The sequence below is a fragment of the Streptomyces sp. RLA123 genome (assembly GCF_056270165.1).
This window is the reverse complement of sequence record NZ_JBWDOR010000003.1, coordinates 5,184,945-5,207,664: the sequence shown is the minus strand read 5'-3', so window position 1 is coordinate 5,207,664 and position 22,720 is coordinate 5,184,945. Positions and strand designations below refer to the sequence as shown.

The 22,720-nt window shown below is 68.5% G+C and carries 26 protein-coding genes, 1 tRNA gene and 1 pseudogene; 18 read left to right on the top strand and 10 right to left on the bottom strand.

The window, feature by feature from the left end:
* The first annotated feature begins 13 nt into the window (after positions 1-13).
* Genes RV983_RS23770 through RV983_RS23760 form a run of 3 tightly spaced genes read left to right on the top strand, consistent with a single transcriptional unit; the run spans position 14 to position 2,852 of the window.
* Entirely contained in the window at positions 14-1,363 is a 1,350-nt protein-coding gene (locus RV983_RS23770; RefSeq protein ID WP_475987753.1) for a VWA domain-containing protein, read from the top strand.
* Between the two features lie 41 nt (positions 1,364-1,404).
* Positions 1,405-2,409, top strand: a complete 1,005-nt coding sequence (locus RV983_RS23765; protein ID WP_475987752.1) for an FHA domain-containing protein — start codon at positions 1,405-1,407, stop codon at positions 2,407-2,409.
* 29 nt (positions 2,410-2,438) lie between these two features.
* Complete coding sequence (locus tag RV983_RS23760) at positions 2,439-2,852, top strand: globin (RefSeq protein WP_475987751.1); 414 nt, start codon at positions 2,439-2,441, stop codon at positions 2,850-2,852.
* A 64-nt stretch (positions 2,853-2,916) separates the two neighbouring features.
* On the opposite strand, the gene RV983_RS23755 is transcribed toward RV983_RS23760, so the two are convergent.
* The 4 genes from RV983_RS23755 to RV983_RS23740 form a co-directional block, all read right to left on the bottom strand.
* Positions 2,917-3,618, bottom strand: coding sequence for a DUF8185 domain-containing protein (locus RV983_RS23755; RefSeq protein ID WP_475987750.1), 702 nt, complete (start codon positions 3,616-3,618; stop codon positions 2,917-2,919).
* Complete coding sequence (locus RV983_RS23750; RefSeq protein ID WP_475987749.1) at positions 3,615-4,094, bottom strand: acyl-CoA thioesterase; 480 nt, start codon at positions 4,092-4,094, stop codon at positions 3,615-3,617. Before RV983_RS23750 ends, RV983_RS23755 begins: the two co-directional genes overlap by 4 nt.
* A 7-nt stretch (positions 4,095-4,101) precedes the next feature.
* Positions 4,102-5,766 carry an energy-dependent translational throttle protein EttA gene (ettA, locus tag RV983_RS23745; RefSeq protein WP_475987748.1) on the bottom strand — a complete coding sequence of 555 codons (1,665 nt, stop codon included), beginning with the start codon at positions 5,764-5,766 and terminating at the stop codon, positions 4,102-4,104.
* 230 nt (positions 5,767-5,996) lie between these two features.
* Positions 5,997-6,530 carry a hypothetical protein gene (locus tag RV983_RS23740; protein WP_475987747.1) on the bottom strand — a complete coding sequence of 178 codons (534 nt, stop codon included), beginning with the start codon at positions 6,528-6,530 and terminating at the stop codon, positions 5,997-5,999.
* A gap of 568 nt (positions 6,531-7,098) precedes the next feature.
* Between RV983_RS23740 and RV983_RS23735 the strand changes: the two genes are divergently transcribed.
* From RV983_RS23735 to RV983_RS23725, 3 genes are all read left to right on the top strand, one after another.
* Complete coding sequence (locus tag RV983_RS23735; protein WP_475987746.1) at positions 7,099-7,833, top strand: hypothetical protein; 735 nt, start codon at positions 7,099-7,101, stop codon at positions 7,831-7,833.
* Positions 7,834-8,505: 672 nt separating this feature from the next.
* Positions 8,506-8,627: transfer RNA gene (locus RV983_RS23730), tRNA-Lys, on the top strand.
* A 228-nt stretch (positions 8,628-8,855) separates the two neighbouring features.
* Positions 8,856-9,914, top strand: coding sequence for an IS630 family transposase (locus tag RV983_RS23725; protein ID WP_475987745.1), 1,059 nt, complete (start codon positions 8,856-8,858; stop codon positions 9,912-9,914).
* Positions 9,915-9,917: 3 nt separating this feature from the next.
* Here RV983_RS23725 and RV983_RS23720 read toward each other — a convergent pair whose 3' ends face one another.
* The gene (locus RV983_RS23720; RefSeq protein WP_475987744.1) at positions 9,918-10,457 is read right to left on the bottom strand and encodes a hypothetical protein; all 540 of its coding nucleotides are present in this window, start codon (positions 10,455-10,457) and stop codon (positions 9,918-9,920) included.
* 1,848 nt (positions 10,458-12,305) lie between these two features.
* On the opposite strand from RV983_RS23720, the gene RV983_RS23715 reads away from it, so the two are divergent.
* A complete protein-coding gene (locus tag RV983_RS23715) occupies positions 12,306-12,578 on the top strand; it encodes an 8-oxoguanine DNA glycosylase OGG fold protein (protein WP_475987743.1) in 273 nt (90 codons plus the stop codon).
* Between the two features lie 264 nt (positions 12,579-12,842).
* Here RV983_RS23715 and RV983_RS23710 read toward each other — a convergent pair whose 3' ends face one another.
* From RV983_RS23710 to RV983_RS23695, 4 genes are all read right to left on the bottom strand, one after another.
* Positions 12,843-12,989 (bottom strand): hypothetical protein, encoded by a 147-nt coding sequence (locus RV983_RS23710; protein WP_475987742.1) that lies wholly within the window; start codon positions 12,987-12,989, stop codon positions 12,843-12,845.
* Between the two features lie 234 nt (positions 12,990-13,223).
* Positions 13,224-13,793: a hypothetical protein gene (locus RV983_RS23705; RefSeq protein WP_475987741.1), complete on the bottom strand. Its 570-nt coding sequence runs from the start codon at positions 13,791-13,793 to the stop codon at positions 13,224-13,226.
* 470 nt (positions 13,794-14,263) lie between these two features.
* Positions 14,264-14,929, bottom strand: a complete 666-nt coding sequence (locus RV983_RS23700) for a YdcF family protein (protein ID WP_475987740.1) — start codon at positions 14,927-14,929, stop codon at positions 14,264-14,266.
* Positions 14,926-15,720 carry a GntR family transcriptional regulator gene (locus tag RV983_RS23695; protein ID WP_475987739.1) on the bottom strand — a complete coding sequence of 265 codons (795 nt, stop codon included), beginning with the start codon at positions 15,718-15,720 and terminating at the stop codon, positions 14,926-14,928. The genes RV983_RS23700 and RV983_RS23695 overlap by 4 nt, the downstream gene beginning before the upstream one ends.
* 156 nt (positions 15,721-15,876) lie before the next feature.
* On the opposite strand from RV983_RS23695, the gene RV983_RS23690 reads away from it, so the two are divergent.
* From RV983_RS23690 to RV983_RS23680, 3 genes and pseudogenes are all read left to right on the top strand, one after another.
* Positions 15,877-16,206 (top strand): SCO3933 family regulatory protein, encoded by a 330-nt coding sequence (locus RV983_RS23690; RefSeq protein WP_389245129.1) that lies wholly within the window; start codon positions 15,877-15,879, stop codon positions 16,204-16,206.
* Between the two features lie 3 nt (positions 16,207-16,209).
* Positions 16,210-16,344 (top strand): annotated as a pseudogene (locus RV983_RS23685) (plasmid transfer protein); the annotation flags it as partial.
* Positions 16,345-16,539: 195 nt separating this feature from the next.
* Entirely contained in the window at positions 16,540-16,998 is a 459-nt protein-coding gene (locus tag RV983_RS23680; protein ID WP_475987738.1) for a hypothetical protein, read from the top strand.
* On the opposite strand, the gene RV983_RS23675 is transcribed toward RV983_RS23680, so the two are convergent.
* Entirely contained in the window at positions 16,943-17,911 is a 969-nt protein-coding gene (locus RV983_RS23675) for an IS5 family transposase (protein WP_475987737.1), read from the bottom strand. The genes RV983_RS23680 and RV983_RS23675 overlap by 56 nt on opposite strands.
* Before the next feature lie 177 nt (positions 17,912-18,088).
* On the opposite strand from RV983_RS23675, the gene RV983_RS23670 reads away from it, so the two are divergent.
* The 8 genes from RV983_RS23670 to repSA all read left to right on the top strand — a co-directional run bounded on the left by RV983_RS23670 (position 18,089) and on the right by repSA (position 22,718).
* On the top strand, positions 18,089-19,312 hold the full coding sequence (locus tag RV983_RS23670; RefSeq protein ID WP_475990437.1) for an FtsK/SpoIIIE domain-containing protein: 1,224 nt from the start codon (positions 18,089-18,091) through the stop codon (positions 19,310-19,312).
* An 88-nt stretch (positions 19,313-19,400) separates the two neighbouring features.
* Complete coding sequence (locus RV983_RS23665) at positions 19,401-19,583, top strand: hypothetical protein (RefSeq protein ID WP_475987736.1); 183 nt, start codon at positions 19,401-19,403, stop codon at positions 19,581-19,583.
* A gap of 83 nt (positions 19,584-19,666) precedes the next feature.
* Positions 19,667-20,359, top strand: coding sequence for a DUF2637 domain-containing protein (locus tag RV983_RS23660; protein ID WP_475987735.1), 693 nt, complete (start codon positions 19,667-19,669; stop codon positions 20,357-20,359).
* Positions 20,360-20,374: 15 nt separating this feature from the next.
* The gene (locus RV983_RS23655) at positions 20,375-20,554 is read left to right on the top strand and encodes a hypothetical protein (protein WP_475987734.1); all 180 of its coding nucleotides are present in this window, start codon (positions 20,375-20,377) and stop codon (positions 20,552-20,554) included.
* 5 nt (positions 20,555-20,559) lie between these two features.
* Positions 20,560-20,748, top strand: coding sequence for a mobile element transfer protein (locus RV983_RS23650; protein ID WP_384290315.1), 189 nt, complete (start codon positions 20,560-20,562; stop codon positions 20,746-20,748).
* Positions 20,749-20,764: 16 nt separating this feature from the next.
* A complete protein-coding gene (locus tag RV983_RS23645) occupies positions 20,765-21,034 on the top strand; it encodes a hypothetical protein (RefSeq protein WP_475987733.1) in 270 nt (89 codons plus the stop codon).
* A 95-nt stretch (positions 21,035-21,129) separates the two neighbouring features.
* Complete coding sequence (locus tag RV983_RS23640) at positions 21,130-21,318, top strand: hypothetical protein (protein ID WP_475987732.1); 189 nt, start codon at positions 21,130-21,132, stop codon at positions 21,316-21,318.
* A 5-nt stretch (positions 21,319-21,323) separates the two neighbouring features.
* The gene (repSA, locus tag RV983_RS23635; RefSeq protein ID WP_475990436.1) at positions 21,324-22,718 is read left to right on the top strand and encodes a replication initiator protein RepSA; all 1,395 of its coding nucleotides are present in this window, start codon (positions 21,324-21,326) and stop codon (positions 22,716-22,718) included.
* Positions 22,719-22,720 lie beyond the last annotated feature (2 nt).

The following is a 22,720-nucleotide window of genomic DNA, read 5'->3' as shown; positions in this document are numbered from 1 at the left end:
AGGAGCGCACCCGATGGCCAACTTCTCCAAGTCCAACGTGCCGCAGTTCTCCGTCGACATCTACCAGAACGAGTTCCTCCCGGAGGGCGGCCGCGAGGTCAACGGGATCGTCACCGTGACCTCGACGGGCGGTGGCACCTCGGGTGGGCTGCCGCTGGCCAGCCAGTCCCCCGCCGATGTGCCCGGTGCCCGCCCCGCGGCCGCGGTGGTGATCATGGTGGACTGCTCGGGCTCCATGGACTACCCGCCGACCAAGATGCGCAGTGCCCGCGACGCGACGGCTGCGGCCATCGACACCATCCGCGACGGGGTCGCCTTCGCGGTGGTGGCCGGCACCCACCAGGCCAAGGAGGTCTACCCGGCCGACGGTGGCCTGGCGGCGGCCGATCCCACCACCCGCCACCAGGCCAAGCAGGCGCTGCGCCGGCTCAGCGCGGGCGGCGGCACCGCGATCGGCACCTGGCTGCGGCTGGCCGACCGGCTGCTGTCCACCGCCGATGTGCCGATACGCCATGGCATCCTGCTGACCGACGGCCGCAACGAGCACGAGAAGCCGGAGGACCTGCGCGCCGCCCTCGACGCCTGCGCGGGCCGCTTCACCTGCGACGCGCGCGGCGTGGGCACCGACTGGGAGGTCAAGGAGCTGACCGGCATCGCCTCGGCGCTGCTCGGCTCCGTCGACATCGTCGCCGACCCCTCCGGCCTGGAAGAGGACTTCCGGCAGATGATGGAGACGGCCATGGGCAAGGAGGTCGCGGACGTGGCCCTGCGCGTGTGGACCCCGCAGGGCGCGGAGATCCAGTACGTGAAGCAGGTGGCGCCCACCGTCGAGGACCTCACCGCCCGGCGCGCCGAGGCCGGTCCCCGGGCCGGCGACTACCCGACCGGTTCCTGGGGCGACGAGTCCCGCGACTACCACGTCAACGTGGTCGTGCCGACGGCCGGAGTGGGCCAGGAGATGCTGGCGGCCCGGATCTCGCTCGTCCAGCGGCAGCCCGACGGCACGACGCAGGTCCTCGGGCAGGGCCTGGTGCGGGCGGTGTGGACCGACGACATGGTCGCCTCCACGCGGATCAACCCGCAGGTCGCCCATTACACCGGCCAGGCGGAGCTGGCCCAGGTCATCCAGCAGGGCCTGGAGGCCCGCAAGCAGGGCGACTTCGACTCCGCGACCGCCAAGCTGGGCCGCGCGGTGCAGCTGGCCAGCGCCTCGGGCAACGAGGACACCGCGAAGCTGCTGGCCAAGGTGGTGGACGTGGTCGACGCGGTGACGGGTACTGTGCGGCTGAAGGCCAGGGTCGCGGACGCCGACGAGATGACCCTGGAGACGCGTTCGACGAAGACTGTCCGCGTCAAGAAGTAGCGTGGTGGGGTAAAACGGGGCGGAGGGGGAGAGAAAACGACATGTCGACTTGCCCGAACGGTCATGAGTCCGCGACGGACGACTGGTGCGAGGTGTGCGGGCTGCGCATGACCTCACCGGCGGCCACCTCCGCCCCACCTGCCTCCTCCTATCCGCCGCCCCCACCCCCGCCGCCGTACTCGGGCGGGTACGACCCCGGGTACGCCTCCGGCTACGACCCGGGCCGCGGCTCCGGCTACGACCCCGGGCTCGGCTCCGGCACCGGCTACGACCCCGGACGCGGCTTCGGCGGCCGGTCCTACGACCCGGACGCCACGGCGGCCGTCGAGCCGTGCCCCCACTGCGGGACGCCGCGCGAGGGCTACGCGCAGTTCTGCGAGGAGTGCCGCTACAACTTCGTCACGCACGCGGGCACGACCTTCGTCCCGCAGTCGCCCGTCGGCGGGCCGGGGTCACCCCCTGGCCCGGCGGCCCAGCCCGGCATGCCGCCGTACCAGCGCTACGAGTCGTCCATGACACGCCCCTCCCAGGTGAACCGGCCCGCCGAGCCGCTGGAGCCGGAGTCGGTGACCGGCGGGTCCGGCGACTTCCTGCTCACCCCGCCCTCCGCGTACGAGCCCGAGCTCGCGCCGGCGGGCCCCGGCACCTGGACCGCCGTGATCGGCGCCGACCGGGAGTACTTCACGGCGATGATGGCCCGCAGCGGCCCCGAGGCCCAAGGCCTGTACTTCCCCTCCTACTCCCCCGAGCAGCGCCTGCCACTCACGGGCCCGCAGATCACCATCGGGCGCCGCCGGCACAGCACCGGCGAGGCGCCCGACGTCGACCTGGCACGGGCGCCGGAGGACCCGGGCGTCTCCCACCAGCACGCCGTGCTCGTGCAGCAGCCGGACGGCAGCTGGTCGGTGGTCGACCAGAACTCCACCAACGGCACCACGGTCAACAACGGCGAGGACTCGATCACGCCCTTCGTGCCCGTCGCGCTGGGGGACGGGGACCGCGTGCACGTGGGCGCTTGGACGACGATCAGGATCCTGCGCGACTGACTCCCGGCTCCGCCGGACCGTCTGAGACCATGGGACACGTGAACGAGATTCCGCGGGGCACACTCGACCAGCAGTCGTTCTACGAGGCGGTGGGCGGCGAGCCGACCTTCCGGCGGCTCGTCCACCGCTTCTACGAGGGCGTCGCGCAGGACCCGGTCCTGCGGCCGATGTACCCCGAGGAGGATCTGGGCCCCGCCGAGGAGCGGATGACCCTCTTCCTCATGCAGTACTGGGGCGGTCCGCGCACCTACAGCGACAACCGCGGGCACCCCCGGCTGCGGATGCGGCACGCGCCCTTCCAGGTCGACCAGGAGGCGCACGACGCCTGGCTGCGCCTCATGCGCGACGCGCTGGACGAACTGGGCCTGGAGCCCGACCACGAGCGACAGCTGTGGGACTACCTGGTGTACGCGGCCGCGTCGATGGTGAACACGCCCGGCTGACCGGCGGCGCGCCGGACCGCACGGCACGCCGGACCGCACGGCACGGCGGCCCGGCAGCCCGCGGTCAGACGGGACTGACCGACAGCCCCAGGCCGCTGCCGCTGCGCACGGCGACCGAGCCGTACGACGTGCGCAGCCGCAGCCACGACCCCGCCGCCAGCAGGTCCATCGCCGGCTCCCCGTCCCCGCCCGCCGAGCGCGGGGCCGGGACGGTGGCGCGCACCGGGCGCAGGAAACCGAGGGCGTGGGCGGCGTGCACCGCCCGCAGCGGCAGGCCGGTCGCGCCGAGCCGGCGGGACCAGATGTCGTCCGCCAGCGCGTCGAGCTCCGCACGCGTGCGGTGCTCGGGCACGAGGGCCTCGCTGCGCGTGCGGAACTCCGTCACCGCCGCGGCGGCCACCGCCCGCACGTCCTCCGGCGACGGCAGTCCCTCCACCCGGCGCCAGCCACCGCGCGGCGGCAGCATCCCGGCCCAGGCGGGGCCGGTGACGGCGGCCGGCACTGCCAGCGTGCCCGCCTCCCCGTCGAGGCCGTCGAGCAACTGCCCGGCGGAGACGGTGGCGTCCACCTCGTGCGGCTCGGTGAGTTCCGCCGTACGCACGGCCACGACCCCACCCCCGAAGGGCGGCTGGCCGAAGACCGCGAGCACCGCGCCGAACGCCTGCAGCCGGACGACCGCGGCCTTGTCCCAGCGCAGCAGCCGGGCCAGGAAGGCGGCGAAACCCTCCGCCTCCCTGGCCTCGGCGAGTCGCAGCGACGCCGTCATGCGGCCGCGGCCTCCTCCTTGCCGGCGCCCGCGCCGGCACTGGCGGTGGCGGTGGCGGTGGCGGTGGCCGCGTCGTCGTAGTACTCCTCCAGGAACGTCCGCTCCTCGGCGGTGATCCGCCGCGGCCGGCCCTGCTCGAGGTTGTACGGGACGACGATCGTGGAGGCCCGCACGTAGACGGTCCCCTCGTCCTTGATCTCGTACGCGACGGTCATCGAGGCCGCCCCCACCTTGGTCACCCACGTCTCGACGGTCACCGGTTCGTGCCGGTGGACCAGCGGGCGCAGGTAGTCGATCTCGTGACGGGCGACGACCGACCCGCCCGTGAACGACGCGCTGCCCTCCCCGGGCGCCAGCCGGAACATGAAGTCGATGCGCGCCTCCTCCAGATAGCGGAGGAAGACGACGTTGTTGACATGCCCGAAGGCGTCCATGTCCGACCAGCGGAGCGGGCAGCTGTAGATATGACGGGCCATCAGGCGATCAGCCCCGGGTGAGCTTCTTGTACGTGGCGCGGTGCGGACGGGCCGCGTCCGCACCGAGCCGCTCGACCTTGTTCTTCTCGTAGGAATCGTAGTTGCCCTCGAACCAGAACCACTTGGACTCGCCCTCGTAGGCGAGGATGTGGGTGGCGACCCGGTCCAGGAACCAGCGGTCGTGGGAGACGACCACGGCGCAGCCGGGGAAGTCCAGCAGCGCGTTCTCCAGGGAGGACAGGGTCTCGACGTCGAGGTCGTTGGTCGGCTCGTCGAGGAGCAGCAGGTTGCCGCCCTGCTTGAGGGTGAGCGCCAGGTTGAGGCGGTTGCGCTCACCACCGGACAGCACGCCGGCCGGCTTCTGCTGGTCCGGGCCCTTGAAGCCGAAGGCGCTGACGTAGGCGCGGGACGGCATCTCGACCTGGCCGACGTTGATGTAGTCCAGCTCGTCCGACACGACCGCCCAGAGGGTCTTCTTGGGGTCGATGTTGGCGCGGCTCTGGTCGACGTACGAGATCTTGACCGTCTCACCGACCTTGATCGAGCCGGAGTCCGGGGCCTCCAGGCCCTGGATCATCTTGAACAGCGTGGTCTTGCCGGCGCCGTTGGGGCCGATGACACCGACGATGCCGTTGCGCGGCAGCGTGAAGGAGAGGTCGTCGATCAGGACCTTCTCACCGAACGCCTTGGAGAGGTTGCTGACCTCGACCACGATGCTGCCCAGGCGCGGGCCCGGCGGGATCTGGATCTCCTCGAAGTCGAGCTTGCGCATCTTCTCGGCTTCGGCGGCCATCTCCTCGTAGCGGGCCAGACGCGCCTTGGACTTGGCCTGCCGGCCCTTGGCGTTGGAGCGGACCCACTCCAGCTCTTCCTTGAGCCGCTTGGCGCGCTTGGCATCCTTCGCGCCCTCGACCTTGAGACGGGACTGCTTGGTCTCGAGGTACGTGGAGTAGTTGCCCTGGTAGGGGTAGGCGCGGCCGCGGTCGAGCTCGAGGATCCACTCGGCGACGTTGTCCAGGAAGTACCGGTCGTGGGTGATCGCCACGACGGTGCCCGCGTACTTGGCCAGGTGCTGCTCCAGCCACTGGACGGACTCGGCGTCCAGGTGGTTGGTGGGCTCGTCGAGCAGCAGCAGGTCGGGGGCCTCCAGCAGCAGCTTGCAGAGCGCGACGCGGCGCTTCTCACCACCGGAGAGGTTGGTCACCGCCCAGTCCCCGGGGGGGCAGCCGAGGGCGTCCATCGCCTGCTCCAGCTGGGCGTCCAGGTCCCAGGCGTTGGCGTGGTCCAGCTCCTCCTGCAGCTTGCCCATCTCGTCGAGCAGCGCGTCGGAGTAGTCGGTCGCCATCAGCTCGGCGATCTCGTTGAAGCGGTCCAGCTTGCCCTTGATCGGGCCCACACCGTCCTGGACGTTCTCCAGCACGGTCTTGGACTCGTCCAGCGGGGGCTCCTGGAGCAGGATGCCGACGCTGTAACCGGGTGAAAGGAACGCGTCACCGTTGGACGGCTGCTCCAGGCCCGCCATGATCTTGAGCACCGTGGACTTACCGGCGCCGTTCGGCCCCACGACACCGATCTTCGCTCCGGGGAGGAAGCTCAGGGTGACGTCGTCGAGGATCACCTTGTCGCCGTGCGCCTTGCGCGTCTTGCGCATGGTGTAGATGAACTCAGCCAAGAGAAACCGTCCGGCGATCGATGTGTGGGCAGATACACCCCATCTTGCCTGACCGCTACCCCTCGACGGAAACGAGTAGCTCACGGGACCCCTGACCTGCGGACTCCTGAGCCATGCCCGTAGTCGACCCGTCACCATTGGTCGCCTCTGGTCACCCCTGGGCCGCCTCGCACGGCCCACAGACGGCCCGGGACGCCACGCGCTATCGTCTCTGCCGCACACCGCGGCGGTCACTCCAGCGGTAGGCGCGCCACAGGCAGGGGCTCGTTGTGCAGCCACGTGAAAGTCCGGTCAGGCTCCAAGTGGGCCTCGCCCCAATGAATGGCGTGGATGCCGCCTTCTGCGTCGGCGGTGAAGAACACACAGACGAGCTTCGTGGACGCCCCTAGCTCCTCGAACGCCTCATGGAGCTTCTCGTACTCCTCGGTCGTGAGGTCGTCCTCCAGTGCGAACAGACCCTCCTGTGGCTCCGGCCCGTGCCCGATCAGCATCCGCCGGCGGGTTGAGGATGCATCGGAGGGGAGCCGGGCGCGGTCCAGCGCTGTCGGGCCGTTCGCGTACTTGTAGGGAAAGAGGGCGTGGTCGTTGATCACGGCATAGTCGTAGCCGCGGACAACGCGTACGGCTCCGCCCAGCTCTTGGGCTGCGACCGCCAATTCCTCGCGGACCGCCTCCGCCAGGGTGGAGCCGTAGGGGCTCCGCTTCTTCAATCGCGCAGCCAGATGTACCTCGCGAGCCCGCGCATGGGCCTTGCTCAGCTGCATCGGCACCCGAGCCGCGAGCGCGCCAGCTTGCTCCCCAAACCGTCGTGCTGCCCACACGGAAGGCACCGCCGCGCCGTCACCGAATCCAGGCATGCCGTATCGCCCCTCCCCTGGCCCACCCCGCCTTGCTTCCTGTGTGACAGCTACGTGCACGACACACAAGGTGGCGATCCGGCCACGGCATGACCAGGTCTGGGAGGTGGCGTATACGGGCGCGGTTCCCCGCCGTTCCCTGCGTGCTGGCACGGTCCTGTGACCCGTCGCATCCGGCAAGCGCTTAGAAGGCGCGTGGGCGCTCGCACTGCGGGGGCTGTTTGACCTGCCCGAATGCCGACGTTGGCGTCACGGATGCGGCCTCCGTCGACACGCATTCGACAGCGTGCCTGTCTGCACTTCCGCTGTACTGCGGCCATGAAGCTTCGAGTAGGTGTGCACCCGGAAGGCTGGCGACCTGGTTGCAGAGGTGTGGCTGTGTCCGCACAGCAGGGATACGGGAAGAGCACCTTGCCCTTATTCTGGGGGCTGACGTCTCGTTGGCGCACCAGGGGGCTGATCTGTGACTACTCCCGTGACCCGCGTTCAGTTTGAGGAACGTCTTCACACCTATCTGACGAACCACTACATGCAACTCCATGGCACGTTGGTGAGCATCGCACTTGGGGCTGCAGGCTTTGCTGCCGCGAGCCTTGCCCTCGCAACCCGAGGACACCCTGCCAGCAGTGGCGTGCTTTGGCTCATGTGGGTGGGCGGCGTGCTCGCGATTGCGGTGGTATATGTCGGAACCGTCACGGGGGCCTTCACCCTGCCGGCTGGCATACCGAGCCTCTGGGACTTGGCGATCCCTCTCCTCATCGGCCTGGCTCAATTTATGGTCTTCGGTGTACTCACCCGCACCGTGGCGCCATTCGCCAATCTCGACACAATAGTAGAGATGTGGCTCTTCGGTATGGTTGGAGTCGGCGGGTTCGGCGCGATCAGCATACTGCGAGCCAAGCACCTTATGAAGGCGAGTTCTTACGAACCGGCCTTGAGCAGCGCAATGGAATACTATAGAGGGCGGCTCAAGTCCGACGCCATGGGGGCGAGCCTAACAGCGCTGATCAGTTTCCTCGGGGGTGTCCTCCTGGCGAGTGGCGTACACCTCGATCTGGCTTGGACTTACGCCTTCGTGTCTGCGGTCGTTGGGGTGCTGGCCTTCGCATTGTGGAGAGAGCACATGACCGGTATTGAATTGGCCAAGGAACTCCGGCAGCCGCAAAGCCTCGTTGAAGCTGTTGAGGGCGAGCACGACCCAAGTCTGTAAATCTGTCGACTCAGCCTTCCCGTGTTCGAATCCTGGCGCTGCCACGCCATTGGAAATCGGCCCCCGATCAATAAATTGGTCGGGGGCCGGTCTATTTTCTGGTCATTGTGGCTATCCGCCGCACCTCATGGTTCCCCGCCACTCAGAGCACTGCGGCCTCGCCAAGCGCCAGGGCTACGAGGACCTGCACCACCAGTGCAAGCAGTTCTACGACGACTCGCTGCTGCAGGGCTGCGATGGAGTTCCAAGGCACACCCGGGGTCCAATGTGCCGGCCACGACCTCCCGTGCCTCTCACCCATCAGGTCAGGCCAGACCTGGGAACTTCTCTACAGCCGCGCGAAGAGTATGGCGCCGCCTGGACACGGCGCTCGGAACGGACGTCTGCCTTGTAAGCCTGGTGGTCAGGGTTGTCGAGGGTGCGCAGGCCAGAGCGGCTTTGAAGATTCCCCAGCTCAGCCAGTCATTGCGACCACGGCGCCCCGTCGTTGACCGTGGCTGACCGCCCGATGTGGCACGGCTGTGGCACGTAACAAGTCCTGCGCGATCCTCAGCGAGGATCGCACCTTCGTCTTCTCTGAGCTGGGTCGGCATCCAAGAACAATGTGGTGGCCCTTTGCACGAGACTGCCTCTACGCTCGCCGAAGCGGGATCGCGCGGTCCCGTAGGTTGCGGCGCCGTGGCAGAGCGGTCGATTGCGATCGTCGTAGGGGAGGTCCCTCCTACGACGCTCCAGTGCGGGTCCGGGCGGCCCTTGCCCTACCCAGCCCGCGGGTTCGAATCCCGCCGGCGCCGCACCCGACCGTTGCCATCGGCACGACCAGGCGCAGCAGCTACCCGACGACGGCCCGGCCGCCAGCCGGTTTGGTGTCGACGACCGCCAGGCCGTCACTGGCTGAGTGCCTGCAGTACGTCTAGGCCTTGGTTGCAGCAGTCGCCACAATGAAAGCGATAGCGGCCGTCCTCACCTAGTGTTGCGTGTTTGAAGTAGCTTTACGTTTGCGGTTTCGGGACAATGGGGCTATGTATCTGGCCGCTGCGTTGCAGCTCCGTGAGGGTGATCGGTCGCGCTTGGAGGCGTTGACGCGGATGTCGACGGCCCCAGCGGGGTTGGTGCAGCGGGCGCGGATCCTGCTGCTGGCGGCGGAGGGTGTGTCCAACACGGACATTGCCGCCCGGTTGGGGACTTCACGTCCGACCGTGCTGAAGTGGCGTGACCGGTACGGGGCTTCGGGAATCGCCGCGCTCGGGGACCTGCCGCGTCCAGGCCGGCCGGGAACGGTGGATGAGGTGGCGGTGCTGGTGGCGACGCTGGCCGAGAACGGTCGGCCGCCGGCCCGTCTGGGGGTGACGCACTGGTCGTCGCGGCTGTTGGGCGCGGAGCTGGGACTGTCGTTCTCCGCGGTGGCCAAGATCTGGCGCAAGTGGGGCCTGCAGCCGCACCGGGTGGAGACGTTCAAGTTCTCCACCGATCCCGAGCTGGAGCCGAAGATCCGTGACGTCGTCGGGCTGTATCTTGCTCCGCCGGAGAAGGCGGTCGTGGTCTGCGTGGACAAGAAAACCCAGATCCAGGCGCTGGACCGGACCGCCCCGATGCTGCCGCTTCGGCCGGGTCTGCCCGAGCGGCAGACGCACGACTACAAGCGCAACGGCACGACCTCGCTGTTCGCCGCCCTGGAGGTCGCCACCGGAAAGATCAGCGCCGATGCCTGCTTCGAGCGGCACAGCAACAAGGAGTTCCTGGCCTTCCTCAAGCAGGTCGCCAAGGCCCACCCCCGGGTGAAACTGCACGTCGTCGTCGACAACTACGCCACACACAAGCATCCCAACGTCAAGGCGTGGCTGGCGAAGAACCCCCGCATCACCCTGCACTTCACCCCAACCTCCTGCTCCTGGCTGAACATGGTCGAGATCTTCTTCGGGATCATCACCCGGCAGGCCATACGGCGCGGCACCTTCGAGTCCGTCCCCGACCTCAAGGCCGCCATCCGCACCTTCATCGACGGCTACAACAGCCGCTGCAAGCCTTTCACGTGGACCAAGACCGCCGACCAGATCCTCGACAAGATCAAGCGTAAATAGACTTCAAGCACGCGACACTAGGAGCCGGTAAGCATTGCGGCCCGGCTCCCGCAGGTCAGCTCCGCAGTCGGTGCACATCAGTCCCATGCGCCGGGCCTGCTTCTCCGTCCACCAGCGCCATTGCGCCGCGAAAACCCCCGTACAGAGGGCCATGCCCTCCGGCCGGGGCTCCCAGTAGAAGAACTCGAAGACCTTGGGGGCGTCCTCCGTGATCTGCTCCATGCGCTCCCGTAGCGACGGCATCCAGTGCACGAGGGTCGCCAACTCCGACCACGACACACGGACCTCCCGGCCCTTCCGGAGGCTCCGCTCATACGACCGCGGTGGCATGTACCGGACGGCCATCTCACTGCGGACGCCCAGCAGATCCAGGTCGGCCGTCACTGCGTCCGCGTCGGCGCTGCCGTAATCGTCGTCATCGTCCGGCCGCCACAGCGCCATGCCTCCGCGGTTGAGGACGCTGTTTGCTCTGACGATGGCAACGACACGGCGCTGCGCGTCGCGCTGCTCTGCCGTGGCGGGGGTTGGCTTCCTACGCTCCATAGCTCCCTGCTCTCCTCATTGTTCGGTCGGCTGTACTGCGACCCGTCGCTTCCGGTCGGCCACCGGCTCCCCAGTCAGGCGCGCCCGGCGTTGCTCGGTGAAGTCTTGTCCCTGGCGTTCCAACGCGCTGGACAATGCCGCAGGCACGGCTGCGCCGTCGTTGACGTACCGGAACCCCACGCTCTTGGACCGCGCCAGATGGCGTAGCGCGCTGCAGGCCGTTCGCCGTGCGCGCGGCTCAGCAGTCGGTCTACTGAGCAGCCGCCTGGCTGGGCTGCGGCTCCGGACGGCACGACCCGCTGACCAGCGTTGATGCCGTCGCTGGTTGTCAACATTGGTCAGTGCTGGTCCACCTTCCACGGCCCAGGGACGGCCCGGCGACGATGTTCAACTTGCAGGGCGACGCCCGCTTAAGGAGTTCGTTCACGGCTACGTGGGTGCTGCCGCGTTGCCACTGGACCGGCTCAGGGTTGGTCCCCTGCTACCGCAGGGTCTTCGTACGTGTGGCCCTGTTGCCGTCATCTCCTGCCGTCAGGAGTCGCGAATCAGCGACATCGCGCCGACCTCGATCGTCGCTGCGATGGGTTACGGGGTGGGCATCCCGAAGAGCATGACGGCCAGGAAGATCCCTACCGGGATAGTGACAGCGAGGGCGAACCCAGCAAGGCAGCCCCATGTGGTGAGTCTGGCGCTGGTTCTCTCATAGTCATCGCTCTTCGGCACTCCCCCATCCAACCGTCACATGCATCCGCCCCGCTACTGGAGTTGCCCCGGTGTGACAGCCGCGGACGGGCTTGCGGGCTGTGCCCCCGACCGGGTGAGGCCGACATCTGCCTTGTAAGTTCGCGCCCGGCTCCGTGCGACCTGCCGGAAGGCGCCTACATGGGCAGCCTCCGCTCGGTCTCCGGCTGCCTGGCTCCGTGGCCGTCCACGCGCGTTGATGTCATCTGGTGATGTCGGCCGCGACCGAGCCAGCGCTTAGAAGATGCGGGCATGCCCCTGGAACCGGCCTTGGCGGGCCGCTCCCATCGCCGTGGCTGAGTGCCAACCGCTGTTGTCGTCCGCCTCTGTTGCCGTCAGCGTTGCCGTCATTGCCGTCGACAAGCACGCGGGCCAGGTGCACGCTTTCCAAGTCTGCGTAGGCCAGTCAGCGTTCTGTACGGGATCATTCACCTGCGTTCACGTCGGTTCGTTCCCGCAGGTTCGGGCCTGAGGCGGGACTCATCTGGACGGGACCAGACGCATGCGAATGAGACCAGAAATGAGACCACGACTGAGATCAGGGTCCCGGCCGGCACCCGGAGCACCAGCCCTGTCATCGTGGGCTGAGGGCGTTCTGCCTCGTGCGACTGTCAGCGAGGACTAGAGGAGTACTTGCCGCGGCTCCTGACGGCACCGACTACGGGGGCACGTGCAGCTCTGCCAGCCGCTCGCTCGGCGAGTTGATGCAACTGCTCATATGACGAAAGCGATGGAGCAACTTCGCCCGTGGCGGCCCTTAGGAGTGCCTCGTCTATTGCCGCGGCAGCTCTCCTGGTTTCTCCTTCCTCCACCTGCTTCTTCCGACGTCTGGCTGCGCTCTCCTGAGCTCGCTGTCTGCCTTCAAGCCACAGACTGCGCTCACGGGCCCAAACCTCGTTGTCGCCCTCTCCGAAGTACGCAGCTGGCTCCCAGCGCTTCCGCTCGCCTCGCATGTACAGCGTTACCCGAGCATCCTTGCTCGCCATCTCGCGCGCCACCCGCTCGGCTCTCCGCCAGTTGTTAGTGAAGTAGCTTGCTGGTCGCCGGCGGGCCCAAGTGCCCGTAACCCGGTAGTCGGTGGCCTCGTGACTCGTAGCAGCGATCTCGTTGCGCACCTCGCTCCTCACCCTCCGACTGCCCTGCCCTGCACTGCACTGCACGGTATGGGCTACGCCATGGGGAGTCGAGAGGAGACGAGTCTGCCGTTCGCTCAACAGGCTCGGCTGGTCAAGCCAGGAGGCAGCCAGCAGTCGTCGTTGGTCTGCCCGGTACATCACCTACGTGACTGCCATGCACAGATGGGCCGAGCCCCTGGGCGTAACGGCGACGTGGCTGGAATGGCTGATGTTCCACCGGAACGGCAAGGTCGACGTGCCCTGAGCTTGGGAATCACCGGGTACGACGGGCGTAAAACCGCTGCTGACCTGGAAAAATTGTGGCTTGTGTCTCCTTGGCGGGGCCCGCGGCAGACCCCGGCTGACCGTGGTTCACTGCTCGATCGGGCACGCATCGGGCACGGTCAAGGCTCTGCCACATCCATGGAGGGCGCGGCATCGCCGGCCGCTGCGAGAAAGTCCGAAGCTGTCCATCGGGTCGGGGCTCCTCCTGGCAGGCATCTTTCCGGGGCTACCCGGTGATGCTTGGTCAGGAACTCTCGACGAAGAGGACGGACCACGCGTAGCCGCTCAAGCAGTCGTGCGGGACTTGTCGGACTTCTCTGACCTCGCAACCGTCGTGGGAGTACTTGCGGGCGAACCGGTCGAGGCGCTGCGCCTCAGTGAGATCCTCCATGGACAGCGGTGCTCCGACGACTAGGTCTTCGTGGATGACCTCTTCCTGCGCGCCACCGTCCGAGCAGGAAGAGCAATTATGCGTTTTGGGTAGGGCCATAGGATCAGTGTCCTCCTAACGCGGATGCCCCGACGTACACAGCGCAATGGCCGCACCGTGCTATGCGCAGCCCGACCGCAGGACCCCCTCGATGCGAACTATGGGCATGACGATCGCTAAGGTCTGCGGGGCGCGTCAGTCAGTCCCCGGTAGCCAGCGACGGTCATCCGTGGGGGCCGAGGTTGCCGTACTGCGTTGCTGTACAGCATGACGCCGGCGGAACCAGACGACACCAAAGGTCGCCAAGAGGATCAACCCAACCAACAGCATTCCCGAAGGCAGGATCAGGCTGCGCAGGCCGATGTCACTTTCTCGCGCAACATGCGACGGGTTGGCCGGGTTGTAGACAATCTTGATCCGATCGCCGTCATCAAGGAGTTTCTGGCCGAGGTTCTCTGGCAAAAGACGTCGAGTCTCGGTCTCATCGGCGACCTTGAAGGTGACCCACCACTCGGCGTGGCCATCTGTCCCGCGGTTGTGTGCAGTACCGGTAGCGTGGATCCCGCTGCGAAGCTCGAGCGCGATCGGCGCCGTTATAGCCGCGATCCATGTTCCCCCAGCCAGGATCAGCAACGCGATCACGAGCAGGGCGGCCGGATTGCTCCAGAGCCAATCGCTGTCGTCGCGGCCACTCTTCGGGAACTTCGACGGATCCCAGCGCACATCAGCCTGAGCAGGACGTCTAGCAGCGTCGCCGGATTGCATGGCAGAACCGTACGCTGGGGGTCACGTCGTCGGTAGGCCCACACCCGTATGCGAACAGGTCCCGCCAGTCGTGCACTTTGGCAACTCCGAGCCGAAGCGACGGATACTGCTGGCGCGTAGAGGCTTTGGGCTGGAGCTGCCATGGGGCGAGAGATCGGGGCCCGTAAGCTTGCGGCGACTCGGGCGGTCTGTGGACCTGCCCGCTAAGGCCCGATGTGGGCCCCGATCTTCGAGGCTCGCCCCATGGTGGCTGCCTAAAGCATCGGAGCGCCGGCCGCCCAGCCACCGCGGTTCTCACCTCATGCCCTCGGCCTACCTTTGCTGGCGCGCGGCCGCGGTCGGCGCGCCGAGCGGGGCGAAGACTGGAGCGTGGGCGCGGCCGGACGCGGGCCGCGCGCCCGGCGGAGCGTGAGCGACGCCGGGTGCCTTGATGAGGTAGAGAAACCTGTAACAGCTCGCTTCGAAGCACGTTAGGCGGAGCTCGACTCGGTGGTGATCAGCCGCCTCGTGAAGCCGTGTTGACGCAGTCGTTCGTACGCGGCCATCACGTCGTCTGGCACCGGCTGGCTGATCGTGAAGCCCTGCTCCGGGTAGAGCAGCAGTCGTTGGAGCGCGCCAACAAGCATGTCGATCACTAGACGAGCGTCGCCGATGGAGTCGACGTACTCGCCCAACGTCATCGGAGTGGAAGCGCTGATGACGTCGACTTCGGGCCATAGCTTGCGTGCCGTGGCGAACGCTCGCCTTTCCTCGTACGGCTTGCTGATCAGTAGAACCGAGGACACCTCGACGCGGGCCTCTTCGAGCAAGTCTTTGGAGAAGCGGATGTTCTCGCCCGTGTTGCGCGCGCGGGGCTCTACAAGCACGGCTGAGCTGGGAACACCGAGCTCCAGTGCGCGCTCCCGGTAGTGGACGGCTTCGCCACGGGGCATGCGTTCGCGGGTCGTGGCGCTGGTGGCGCCGGTGAACACGATCAGTGGCGCCATGCCGCGCTTGTACAGGTCAACTGCCGTATCGGCCACGCCCAGATCGTGGCTGCCGAGACCGATCGCCACCGAGCACGGCCGCGGCGCGTGGCCCATCTGGTGGTAGTCCCACAGACGTCGCGCGTCTGCCCAGTCCTGTGTCGAGATCACTGCTGGCCTTCTCTGTCCTTGGCGGAGTCCGGAACCTTGAAGTCGTACTCCCAGGCAAAGCGCGAAGCCGCGTGCACGCCGATGGCGAATTCGATCACCGTGTCAGAGGCGGTGTAGGTCGTCCGATGTAGCTCGACAACCGGTTCGCCGGGGGGCAGTTGCAGAGTCTTCACTTCGTCCGATGTGGCTGCCCGGGCGAAGAGCTCTTCCTTCATGTGGTCGATCTCGTAGCCCGCGTCGTACAGAACGCGAAAGCCGCCGCCCCGACCGGCCGGACCGGGCGCCGGGTCCACGAGACGCGTACCTTCCACGTGCTCGGGCCGGTAGTAGCTGGTCAGCGTGTGTGTCGGCTGATCGCCTTCCTTGACCAGTCGTGCGCGGGCGTAGACCTCGGCGCCTGCCGGTAGGCCGTGTGCGGCTGCTACCGCGGCGGGGGCTGCAACGAGGCTGACTGTCTGGGTCTGCTCATTTCGGCGGTACGCCCGCCCGGAGGCCACGCGGTCCGCAATGAACGCGACCTCGTCGCCGTCACGCCACTTGGCCTTGTCGTACCGGGCGATGCCGAGTCGCTTGAGCGGCACCTGCTGGCGCACGACGGTGCCATGGCCTCGTGAGGAGGTAACCAGGCCCTCGGCCTCCAGCGCCTTATAGGCGGCATGAACGGTGGACTTGGAGCCTTCGCCAGCCTCTACAAGCTCTCTGATCTGCGGCAACTGCTGGCCCGGCTCGTAGTCACCCCGCTTGATCTGTTCAGCCAGCCTGTCCGCCAGCTCCCGCCACTTGGGCGCCATCTCGAACCCCTCTCGACAGGATCCAGTCAAACACAGTCCTAGGACTGTTGACAGTCCCAGGACTGCGGTGCACTATCTTCTTAAGGCGCTCGCAGTCCTAGGACAGCGAGTGTAGCGGCCCGTTTGGGCTGTCCGACGTCAACACAGGAGTGAAAGATGCCGTCCTTCAAGATCGACACTTCTACGGCCGTGGTGTTCGTGGCGACTGCGCCTACCCCGAAGCTGGTGAGCAAGCAGACCGGTGAGGTGGCCGTCGACCGGGAGACCGGTGCGCAGTTGATGACCGTGGGTCTGCTGATCTCCGATGAGGGTGAGGGGAACCTGTACCAGGTGACCGTGCCGTCGACGGGGGTGGAGGCGACGCTGACGCCGGGGACACCGGTGTCGGTGATCGGCCTGCGGGCCCGGGACTGGGAGAACACCTTCAACGGCCAGACCCGGCACGGGATCTCGTTCCGCGCGGTGGCCATCACGGCGGGAGTCTGAGCCATGGTGGATGTGGCGACGCTGATCGAGATCGGCACGCCGCTCGCGGGTGCTGCCGGCGGCCTGGGCTACGCGAAGGTGAAGGCGCCGGGCGTGTACTGGTCGCTGGTGGGTCTGCCGGTCGCGTTGGGCCGGTTTCAGAAGCCATCCGTAAACCGTGCGTGATGTATGGGTTTCCGCTGGTCAGGCATGGTCTGGTTGTTCGTGCGGCAGGGTTTCGGTGTCGGGTTGTCGAGGTCGGGAACGGAGTGTGTGATGCCACCGTCGCCGCTGGGGTTGCTGGAAGCGCGTCGGGAGTCCGCCCGGGCGCGGGTCGAGGGCCTGGAGTCTCGGATGGCGCTTGTCGAGAAGGAGTTGGAGGAGGCCCGGGTGGTGCTGGAGCGGAGGGTCGTGGCGGTGGAGGAGCTGACGGCGGCGCTGGCCCCTGCCGAGGAGCCGGCGCCGGCCGTCCCGGCCGCGGCCGGGAGGGTGGGGCGGGTGCCGCCGAAGGGGGCGGTGGTCCCGCGGTGGCGGGATGGCCTGGACCCGGCGGCGGCGCTGGCTCCGGACTACCGGCGGCTGGTGGAGGCGGTCGAGACGGCGGCTGCGGGTGGCGGCGGCCTGCGCGCGCGGGAGGTGGCCGAGGTGATGGAACCGGAGCGGAAGGTCGACACCCTGCTGCAGGAAAACCTGCGGACGAAGGCGAAGAGGCTGGTGGAACGCGGATGGCTGGCGGTCGACGGCTCCGGCTCCCGCTTCATGCCGCGGCGATTGTTGCCCGATCCTGAGCCCATGCCGGCGTCGGCGGGGTGAGGCGTGCGGCGCGTCGGCGGGCAAGGCGCCTGCTCATGACCACGGTCATGGACCACAAGATCATCGCCTCGGCGCTGTCGGGACGGGTCTCGTGGTCACGTGCGAGGCGGCGTGAGCGCATCAGCCAGCCGAACGTCCTTTCCACGACCCAGCGGCGGGGGACGACACGGAACCCGGACAGGTCGTCGGTGCGCTTGACGATCTCGACGGCCAGTTGGAACCTTTCCTTGGCCCAGGCGGCGAGGCCACCGGTGTAGCCGCTGTCGCCCCAGAGTCTGCGCAGGCGGCGGCACTTGGCCATGAGCGCGGGAAGTATGCCGGCGGCGGTGGCACGGTCGCCCGCGTCTGCCGGGGTGACCAGCACCGCCAGGACGAGGCCGATCGTGTCAACGACCAGGTGCCGTTTCCTTCCGTTGATCTTCTTGCCGCCGTCGTAGCCGCGGCTTGCACTCCTCACGTTGGCAGCGGCCTTGACCGACTGCGAGTCGATGACCGCGGCGGTCGGCTCCGCGTTACGGCCCTCTGACTCGCGGACCGAGCCGCGCAGCCGGTCGTGGAACTCGGCCAGCAGGCCGGTGTCACGCCAGCGGGTGAAGAAGGCGTGGACCCGTTTGAACGGCGGGTAGTCCGCGGGCAGCGCGGCCCACTTCACCCCGTTGTCCACTACGTACCGGACTGCGTCGAGTATCTGGCGGTGGCAGTAACCCTCCGGCCGCCCGCCGCGGCCATCCATCCACGCCGGCGTCGGCAGCAGGTCCCGTACCGCCGCCCACTCCGCATCGCTCAGATCGCTCGGGTAGCGCCGAACACGCTCCCCGCCGTCGCGCGCGTTCCCGAATCGATGCGCCAGGCAGTCACACTCCCGTGGAGCCCGATTGCCCCCGACCCCCGCGAAGGCGTAGAAATACGGCAACAGGGCCTCCAGGCAACTTTTCGGTCTCGACAACCTCCAAGTTGCGCAGGGGCCCTGTCTTCATGCCGTAGCCAAGGCGGGATCACTCGAACCAGGAACCAAGGGCGAACGCACGTCCAACTTCCAAACGCAGGCCACGGTTTGCGGACCGCTTCTCACTTCACCTACGCCTCCACGATGGATGTGTGCGGGCTGACGGTGGCCCCGTCCCGGCTGCGGGCGTTCATGGTCCGCAACCTGGCCCGTCGTGAGGTGCAGCCGGTCCCGCCGAAGATCCGCCGCGTCGCCGGCTCCGCCACCGGCATGCGGGTCCGTCTCCGGCTCCCCGCCGGCCTGGAACCCGACGACGTCGCCGCTGCCTCCAATCGGCTCCGGCACGCCTGGGGAGTCCACGCGGTCCACGTGGCCGAGATCAAGCCCGGCGTGGTCGAGCTGCGCATGACCGGCTACGACGTCCTTCGCACGGTGCGGATGCCGCGCCGCCTGCCGTCCGGTCCCATGGTGGTGCCGGTGGCGTTGCGGGAGGACGGGACCGCGTTCGCCCGGAACTACCGGGAGATCCCGCACGCCCTCACGCTCGGGGCGAATCAGTCGGGTAAGTCGATGTATCAGCGCAACCTGATCAAGCAACTCGCCAAGCTCCCGGTGGCGCTGGTGGGGATCGACTGCAAGCGCGGGGTGGAACAGACCCCGTATGCGCCGCGCCTGTCGGCCCTGGCCACCGACCCTGACCAAGCCGCGGGCCTGCTGGACGCGCTGGTGGGGGAGATGGAAGCCCGGTTCGACTTGCTCAAGGAGTATCAAGGAACGGCCCTGTCGACGCCGAACGGGGAGATCACGTCCGACATCTGGGGCCTTCCCGAGAGCGTGCGGCCGGTCCCGGTCGTCGTCCTCGTGGACGAGGTGGCTGAGCTGTTCTTGACGGCGACGAAGAAGGATGAGGAACGCCGGGACCGCATGGTCACCCAGTTGATCCGGCTCGCGCAGATGTCCCGCGCGGTCGGCATCTACCTGGAGATCTGCGGGCAGCGCTTCGGGGCCGAGCTCGGCAAGGGCGCCACCATGCTCCGCGCGCAGCTCACCGGCCGCGTGGTCCACCGGGTCAACGACAAGCAGACCGCCGAAATGGGCTTGGGCGACATCTCACCTGAGGCCATGCACGCCGCAACCGCTATCGCTGCCGACCGGCCCGGGGTCGCGGTCGCCGGGGATGCCTCCGGCGGCTGGACCCACATCCGCACCCCCTTGACCTCGATCACCGAGACCGCCGCGGTCTGCCGGGCACACGCTCACCTGGTCCCCGATCTGCCGGCTCTGGCGCCGTTCCGGCCGGTTGTCCCGGAGATCGCTGCTCCGGCCGATGTGGTGCCGCTGGCCCGGCCCCGTCCGGTCACCGAATAACCCGCACTCCCCGCACCCCGGTTGGCGTGACCGCCTCCCGCCAGGTCCCTACCCCACCCATGCCAAAGCCCGGAAGGAGTGATCCGTAATGGCTGCTCGCAAGACCACCGCCCGCCGCCCGGCCACCACCGAACCGCCGAAGTGCCCGGACTGCCAGGACGGCGAGATCACCGAGACCGTCCGCGTCGGCTCCCGCAAGGGCCGTGAGACCGGTGACCGGCAGGCCGCGTTGTGCCTGACCTGCTTCGGCACTGGCACCGCCCCGTCCTGACGACCCTCAACGCCACGGCGCCGGGCGGCTGGAGAACTCGTTCCCCGCCCGGCCCCGGGACCAACCCGAAAGGAGGTGACCCGGTGTCCCGCCCCAACCGCTTCGACCCGGTGCTGATTCAGGCCGTGATCGCCGGTGCGCTGTCCTTCGCCCACCTGCACGACATCGCCGAAGCCGCCGGCCAACACGGCTGGAAAGCCTGGGCCTACCCCGTCTCCGTCGATCTGCTCCTGGTCGCCGCCTGGCGCCGCATGCGCATCCTGCGGGCTGCTGACTGCCCGGCCCGCGCGGCGTGGACTTGGTTCGTCATCGCCCTGACCGCGTCGCTGGGCGCGAACGTCTCCACCGCGGGACTGCTCGACATGAACGCCGTCCCGGCCTGGCTGCGCATCCTCGTCGCCGGCTGGCCCGCCCTGGCCTTCCTCGGCGGCACCCTCCTCGCCCACACCCCCACACCGACACCCGAACCCGCCGCGGTCACTCAGGACGTCGCGGTACCCGACACCGCCCCGGTTCCGGAACCGGCCCCACAGGTCACCGTCGAACGGGCCCCCGACCCCACGCCCGAGCTCCCCGCCGCTACGCAGCCGGAGACCGTTCCCGTACCGGCGCCAGTGTCCTCGCCTTCGGTCCCGCCTGCCCTGTTGGCGCATGCCCGGAAGGTCGCCGACACGCACCACGCCACCACCGGGTCCCCGATCGACACCGCGACCCTGCGGACCCGCCTCGGCGTCCCGCCGGCCCTGGCCGATGTGATCGCCGCCCAACTCACCTGACAGGAGGACACCACGATGCGTCCGCACATCCGCGCCGCCCTGGAACGCTCCGCCGAACTCACTCGCGCTAACCGGTTGGTCGACGGCATGCGCATGGGTGAGGCCGCGATCAACCAGGCCACCGACGACGAACACCCCGAGATCAGGCAGTGGCTCACCGACCACGCCGACGACTTCACCGGACAGGAGGACTGACCGCCGTGTCCCGTCCGAACCGCTTCTACGACGTGATCCGCATCGGCCCCGTGAGGGTCGGCAGCTACCACGACGGCCGCGGACGCACCCGCCACTCCGCCGCCTGCACCGCGCCCGGCTGCGGCTTCTCTACCGACTACCGCGACCGCTCCGGCGCCGAACTCGCCGCCCGCACCCACCGCTGCCAGCCCTGAAAGGAGATGACCCACCGTGCGCTACCCCGACGCACAGCTCCGGGCCAACCACCGCCCGTCCGAACTGATCCCGCCCGGCGTCCACCCCGGCCATGTCGTCGTCATCCAGGCCGCCCCGCCCTCCTACGCCGGAAAGATCCTGCTCACCCTCACGGTCAGCGCCGGCACCGCCCTGGTCATCGTCGTCCTGGCCTTCGCCCTCCAGACGATCGCCGCCGCTGCCGCCGCGGCCATCCCCACCGTGGGCGGGGCCAGCGTCTCGATCAACCTCGCGCGCAAACGCTGAACGGCCCCCGGAGCGGCACTCAGCCGCCAAGCATCCGCCGCTCCGGAAGCCTGCGCCCCTTCTCGATCCAACGGACCCGAAAGGACTCCCTCATCATGCCCCAGCACGCCCTGAACCGGCCGGTCTGCCGCGACTGCGACGGCTTCCCCGTCGTCGCCATCACCACCGGCACCCGCCTGACCGATGGATCCCGCGCCACGCTCCGCGTCGCCTGCTCCGCCTGCCAGGGAACCGGCCACACCACCCGTACCGCTGCCGGAGTTCTGGCTCGGATCGGGAGGTGAGCGACTTGACCGACACCGCCACCGCGGCGGGCCTGGACCCGGCCACCCTGCACGATCTGCTGCGGGTGGCCGGGTCGGACGGCTTCGACCGCTGGCAAGACCAAATCCGCCGCACCGGCGGCTGCTCCGACCCCATCCACCTGACCGGCTACACCAAAACCCTCGACCGGGCCACCGGGCAGGTCCTCCACTCGTACTCCACCGACACCGAACCCGGCGGCCGGCTCCGCGTCGCCTGCGGCAACCGCCGCGCCTCCCGCTGCCCCGCCTGCGCCTGGACCTACGCCGGCGACACCTACCACCTCATCCGCGCCGGCCTCGTCGGCGACCCCACCAAGGGCACCCCCGAGACCGTGCGGGTGCATCCGAAGGTGTTTGCCACCCTCACCGCCCCGTCCTTCGGCCCCGTCCACAACCGCCCGACGTCGGGCCGCTGCCGCTGCGGTGCAGCTCACCGTGAGGACGACGCGGCGTTAGGCACGCCCCTAGACCCGGACGGCTACGACTATGCGGGGGCGGTGCTGTGGAACAACCACGCCTCCGACCTGTGGCGGTACTTCACCATCTACCTCCGCCGCGAGATCGCCGCCCGCGCCGGCCTGACCCAGAAAGCCGCCCGCGAACAGTGCCGGGTCTCCTTCGGCAAGGTCGCCGAATACCAGCGCCGCGGCGCCGTCCACTTCCACGCCGTCGTCCGCTTCGATGGACCGGACGGACCCGACTCCCCGCCGCCGCCGTGGGCGACCCTCGACATGCTCACCGACGCTATCCGGGCTGCTGCCCGCCGCGTCGGGGTCCCGGTCCCGGCTGCCGGCGACTACCCGGCCCGCACCCTCGGCTGGGGCACACAGCTCGATGTCCAGCCCATCCGCTCTGCCGACGCCGGCACGGACGGGGAGCTGACCGAACAGGCCGTCGCCTCCTACGTGGCCAAGTACGCCACCAAAGCCGCAGAAACGACCGGAACCGTCGACCGCCGAGTCGGCAACCGCGAAGCCCTCGAACTCCTCGGCGTACCCACGCACCCGCGCCGCCTGATCGAAGCCTGCTTCGACCTCCACCGCCTCTACCCCGACCGCAAGCTCCTCGACTGGGCCCACATGCTCGGCTTCCGCGGCCACTTCTCCACCAAATCCCGCCGCTACTCCACCACCCTCGGCGCACTACGCCAGGTCCGCGCCGACTACCGCGCCGCCCAACAACGCGAAGCCCTCGGCCTCCCCGACCCCGACGACTCCCCGGAAGCCACCACCCTCGTCCTCGCCCATTGGACTTACGCCGGCCACGGACACACCCCCGGCGAATCCTGGCTCGCCGCCACCATCCACCGCGACATCCAAACCAACCGCGACACGGCACGGGAAGCGCGCGCCGACCTTGACGCGGGAGAGGAGTGGTGACC